Annotated in this window: 5 protein-coding genes; all 5 read left to right on the plus strand. The window is 31.1% G+C overall.

Annotated features, from left to right (window positions below; genetic code table 11):
- Positions 1–190 precede the first annotated feature (190 nt).
- The gene (gene radC, locus U9R23_03895; protein MEA3475571.1) at positions 191–889 is read left to right on the plus strand and encodes a DNA repair protein RadC; all 699 of its coding nucleotides are present in this window, start codon (positions 191–193) and stop codon (positions 887–889) included.
- Positions 890–1,059: 170 nt separating this feature from the next.
- A complete protein-coding gene (locus tag U9R23_03900) occupies positions 1,060–2,244 on the plus strand; it encodes an AAA family ATPase (protein MEA3475572.1) in 1,185 nt (394 codons plus the stop codon).
- Between the two features lies 1 nt (position 2,245).
- Entirely contained in the window at positions 2,246–3,283 is a 1,038-nt protein-coding gene (locus U9R23_03905) for a Fic family protein (GenBank protein ID MEA3475573.1), read from the plus strand.
- Positions 3,284–3,371: 88 nt separating this feature from the next.
- Positions 3,372–3,497, plus strand: a complete 126-nt coding sequence (locus U9R23_03910; protein ID MEA3475574.1) for a JAB domain-containing protein — start codon at positions 3,372–3,374, stop codon at positions 3,495–3,497.
- Positions 3,494–4,314: site-specific DNA-methyltransferase (locus U9R23_03915; GenBank protein ID MEA3475575.1), on the plus strand; the 821-nt coding region annotated here is incomplete at its 3' end. The genes U9R23_03910 and U9R23_03915, both read left to right, overlap by 4 nt.

The raw sequence follows: 4,314 nt of genomic DNA on the forward strand, positions 1-4,314 counted from the left end.
TCTGCCCGTCTCCCGATGTATCGGGAGCCGAGACAGAGGCGCCGAGCCTGACCTGTCTGGGCGAATAGCCTGAAAGGAACATGAAAATTTAACCTCACCCTAACCCTCTCCTTAAAAAAAGGAGAGGGAAAGTTTCCCTTCTCCTTGCAGGAGAAGGGGTTAGGGGTTGAGGTAAAGAAGCGATTTTCGTATGAAAACAATAAATGATAAAGACGGACATCGTAAAAGACTGAGAGAAAAGTTTATCAAGTCGGGTATATCTGGCTTTCACGATTATGAAATAGTTGAATTGCTTCTAACTCTTGGAACACCACGAAAGGACTGTAAGCAACTGGCAAAAGAAGCTATAAAAAAATTCAAATCTCTGAAAGGTGTTCTTGAAGCTACAATGGATAAGCTTCAGGAAATAGATGGAATAGGACCTCATAATGCTTTTGGAATAAAACTTTTTCAGGAAATATCCGAACGATATCTAAAAGAAAGAATCATTGGTAAAAAAATTCAATTAAAGTCATCAAAAGAAGTTTATGATTATTTATTCCAATCTATGCAAAAGAATAAAAAGGAAATTTTTAAAGTATTATTTTTAGATGCAAAAAATAAGATAATAAATACTGAAGATCTTTTTGAGGGAAGTTTAGTCTCTAGCGTTGTTTATCCTCGTGAAATAATGAAAAAGGCCATCAATTATAATGCCGTTAGCTTAATTTTTGTCCATAACCATCCATCAGGAAATCCGGAACCTTCTCAAAGCGATAAAGATATTACAAAAAATTTAGTAAATGCTGGAAAAGTTATGCAGATCAAAATTCTTGACCATATTATTATTGGAGATAATAAATACTTTAGTTTTGCTGATGAAGGGCTGATTGAAGAATATAATCTTTGAAACTCGAGTTCTTTAAACCTTGGTTGAGTTTCATGTTGAAGACCATTACAAATAAAAAGGATAATTTGTTATTAAAAGAATTTGAAAAAGGGATATTTTGTTATTCACATTAATTCTAAAATAGGATAATTTTTTGTTGACAAATTTGTTTTTGGGGATAATTTGTTATTATGAAATATAGAGCATTATATAAAAGTTTACTTAACCACCTAAATAAGAAACAGATATCACTTATTATTGGAGCTCGTCAAACTGGAAAAACAACCTTAATGCAACAAATGAATTCATTTTTAAAATCTAAAGGAAATCAAACTTTTTATATATCATTAGAAGATCCTGAAATATTAAGTATTTTAAATACTCATCCTCGCAATCTTTATAATGTGATACCTCCCTTTAACGATAAGAGCAGTATCATACTTTTTATTGATGAAATACAATACCTGAAAGACCCAACAAATTTTCTCAAATATCATTATGATTTAAATAGTCATCAAATAAAAATGATTGTAAGCGGTTCATCAGCATTTTATATTGATAGGAAATTTAAAGACAGTTTGGCTGGTAGAAAACGCATTTTCAGTTTGCCAACTTTAAGTTTTGAAGAATTTTTGAATTTTAAAAATAGAGAAGAAATAGTCCCTTTTATAAATTCTGGTAACATTCCGGAAATATATATTGCAGAATTAAACAAGTGGTTAAACGAATATTTGCTTTTTGGTGGCTATCCGGATGTTGTTTTAGAGTCAAATACAACGGAGAAAAAATTAATCTTAAAAGATATAGCAGAATCATATATTAAAAAAGATGCTTTAGAAGCTAATTTAAAATATCCTGATGCTTATCTTGATATTCTAAGAATTTTGTCTGGTAGAAAAGGACTTTATAATGCAAATAACATAGGAAATGAAATAAATATGAAACATCTAAGTGTTGAAGCTTATGTAAATCTTATGGAGCGCTCATTTCACATTTCAAGAATTCACCCCTTTTATAGAAATTATTCAAAAGAATTAAGAAAAATGCCAAAAGTATATTATAATGATTTAGGGTCACGAAACTATTTTTTAAAAAATTTTGAACCTATTGCATTAAGACAGGATAAGGGAGAATTATTAGAAAATTTTGTATTCAGACGATTTATGGATTTTTATGATATTGATGAAATTAAATTCTGGAGAACTCAAAAAAAGCAAGAAGTTGATTTCATAATTCAGGAATCCAATGCTTATGAAGTTAAGTTCTCAGAAAAATCATTCAAACCTAATAAATATAAATTCTTCCAGGAAAAATATCCAGAAATAACTTTTCATTTAATACATTTTGAGAATGTTCTGAAATTAAAAATAGGATAAAATGTTTAAACCAAATTTTAGATACACAAATAAAATTGTTCGTTCTCTTATAAGTATTTCTGCTGCAAGAGAAATAATTCTCAGTTCACCTTTAATTCCTAAATGGGAAGTCTTTTTACGGCGTGAAGCAATAATCCATAGTGCTCATTCATCCACAAGCATTGAGGGAAATAGATTATCTGTAGAACAGGTTAGCGAATTAGCCAAAGGAAGAGAGATAATGGCTATCAAAAAAGATAAACAAGAAGTGCTAAACTATCTAAATGTATTAAACAATATTGGTAAGCTCACCAAAGGAAATTCTATCTGCGAAAATGACATTCTAAATATTCATCAGTTGGTAACAAAAGATACATTAAATAATCCTGATGATTGTGGGGTCTATCGTAATCGTTATATTGTAGTTGGAAATAGATTTACTGGCGAGGTTTTCTTCAGACCACCTCAAAATAAAGATGTGCCTGTTTTAGTAAATGATTTAGTTCAGTGGATAAATTCAGAAGAACCGAAAGAACTTGAACCAGTAATTGAAGCAGGAATAATCCATTACGAATTTGTGAGAATTCATCCATTTATAGATGGAAATGGCAGAACATCGCGTGTGTTAGCTACTCTTATTCTTTATCAACGAGGATTTGACACCAAACAGTTTTTCTGCCTTGATGACTACTACGATTCAGACAGGCAGGCTTACTACAGAGCATTACAAAGCGTTGACCAAAACATTCTTGACATTACAAATTGGCTTGAATATTTTGCGGAAGGTGTAAATGTAAGCATTCAGGCAGTTAAAGAAAGAGTAATAAGACTCAGCAGTGAAAGATTAAGAAAGACAAAAAGAGGACAGATTGCTTTAACAGAAAGGCAGATGAAGATAGTGGAATTTATAAATCAAAATGATAAGATTACAAATCGTGATGTAAGGGAAATGTTTAAACTTTCCAATAGAGGTGCTTTGGACGAAATAAAAAAACTTATTGAATTGAAAGTATTGAAATCAACCGGAAAAGGAAGAGGACTTCATTATGTGTTGTTTTAAGACTTCACGATTAGGCTCACGATTAACTTCACGATTATGCAAAGAAACTCGACTCGAGTTCGCAGAACCCGAGTCGGGTCTCCGAAACATGCAAATTAAAATCCTTGACCACATTATCATTGGCGATAATAAATACTTCAGTTTTGCCGATGAAGGGCTGATTGAGAAGTATAAAAAGTTTTATATATTATTAACTAAAAGGAACTTAATATGACTAAAGAACAAAAATTCTATAATGCTTTGAAAGACATCTTTGTTGGTGCAAAAGTTGAAGGAGAATCTGGATTTATTAATTTAATGAGAATTAAATCAAGATATTACGAAAAAGGTGTTTTCCCTAAACTTCAAAAAGATATATCAAAAGCATTAGAACCTTTTCCTGATTTTAGAGAAGAACTTTTTGAAAAACTGTATACCTTCTTCCATCGGTACTTCTCAGAAAGTGGCTCTATCTACTTTAGACATACACCGATTCACCAAAATATTTATGAAAAAGTCTATACTGATGACAAAGATGTTATTCTGTTCTGGAAAACCCACATGCTTTATTATGTCAAAACCGACAGATTGTTTAAAAATCTGGAAGTAGAAACGGATGGTTTCAAATTCTTCTTTGATGTTTCTGCTCTTGAACATAAAAAAGCAAATGAGAAGAGAGAAATTGTCTATGAGTTTAAAGAGAAAAGGAAAGATGGAGCAATTGTTTTTAATGTCTTTTATTCTGAAAGAGGCAAGAAAACAAAGATTGTTGAGATTTTAAGGGCATTAAATAGGGAAGGAGTGAGAATAACAGAAGATAGTTTAGAGAATGCATTTAGAGTTTTTGAAAAACAAAGCGAAGTGGATTACTTTATAAACAGGAACGCAAAGGAATTTTTGAAGGAACAGTTTAATATCTGGATTTATCAGTATGTTTTTTCTGGTGAGAGCGAATGGACTGAGAAAAGAATAAAACAATTACAGATATTAAGAGATATTGCGTTTAAGATAATTGATTTTATCTCTCAATTTGAGGATGAACTGGCAAAAAT

The sequence above is a fragment of the Candidatus Cloacimonadota bacterium genome, assembly GCA_034722995.1.
Classification (GTDB): Bacteria; Cloacimonadota; Cloacimonadia; order JGIOTU-2; family JGIOTU-2; genus JAGMCF01.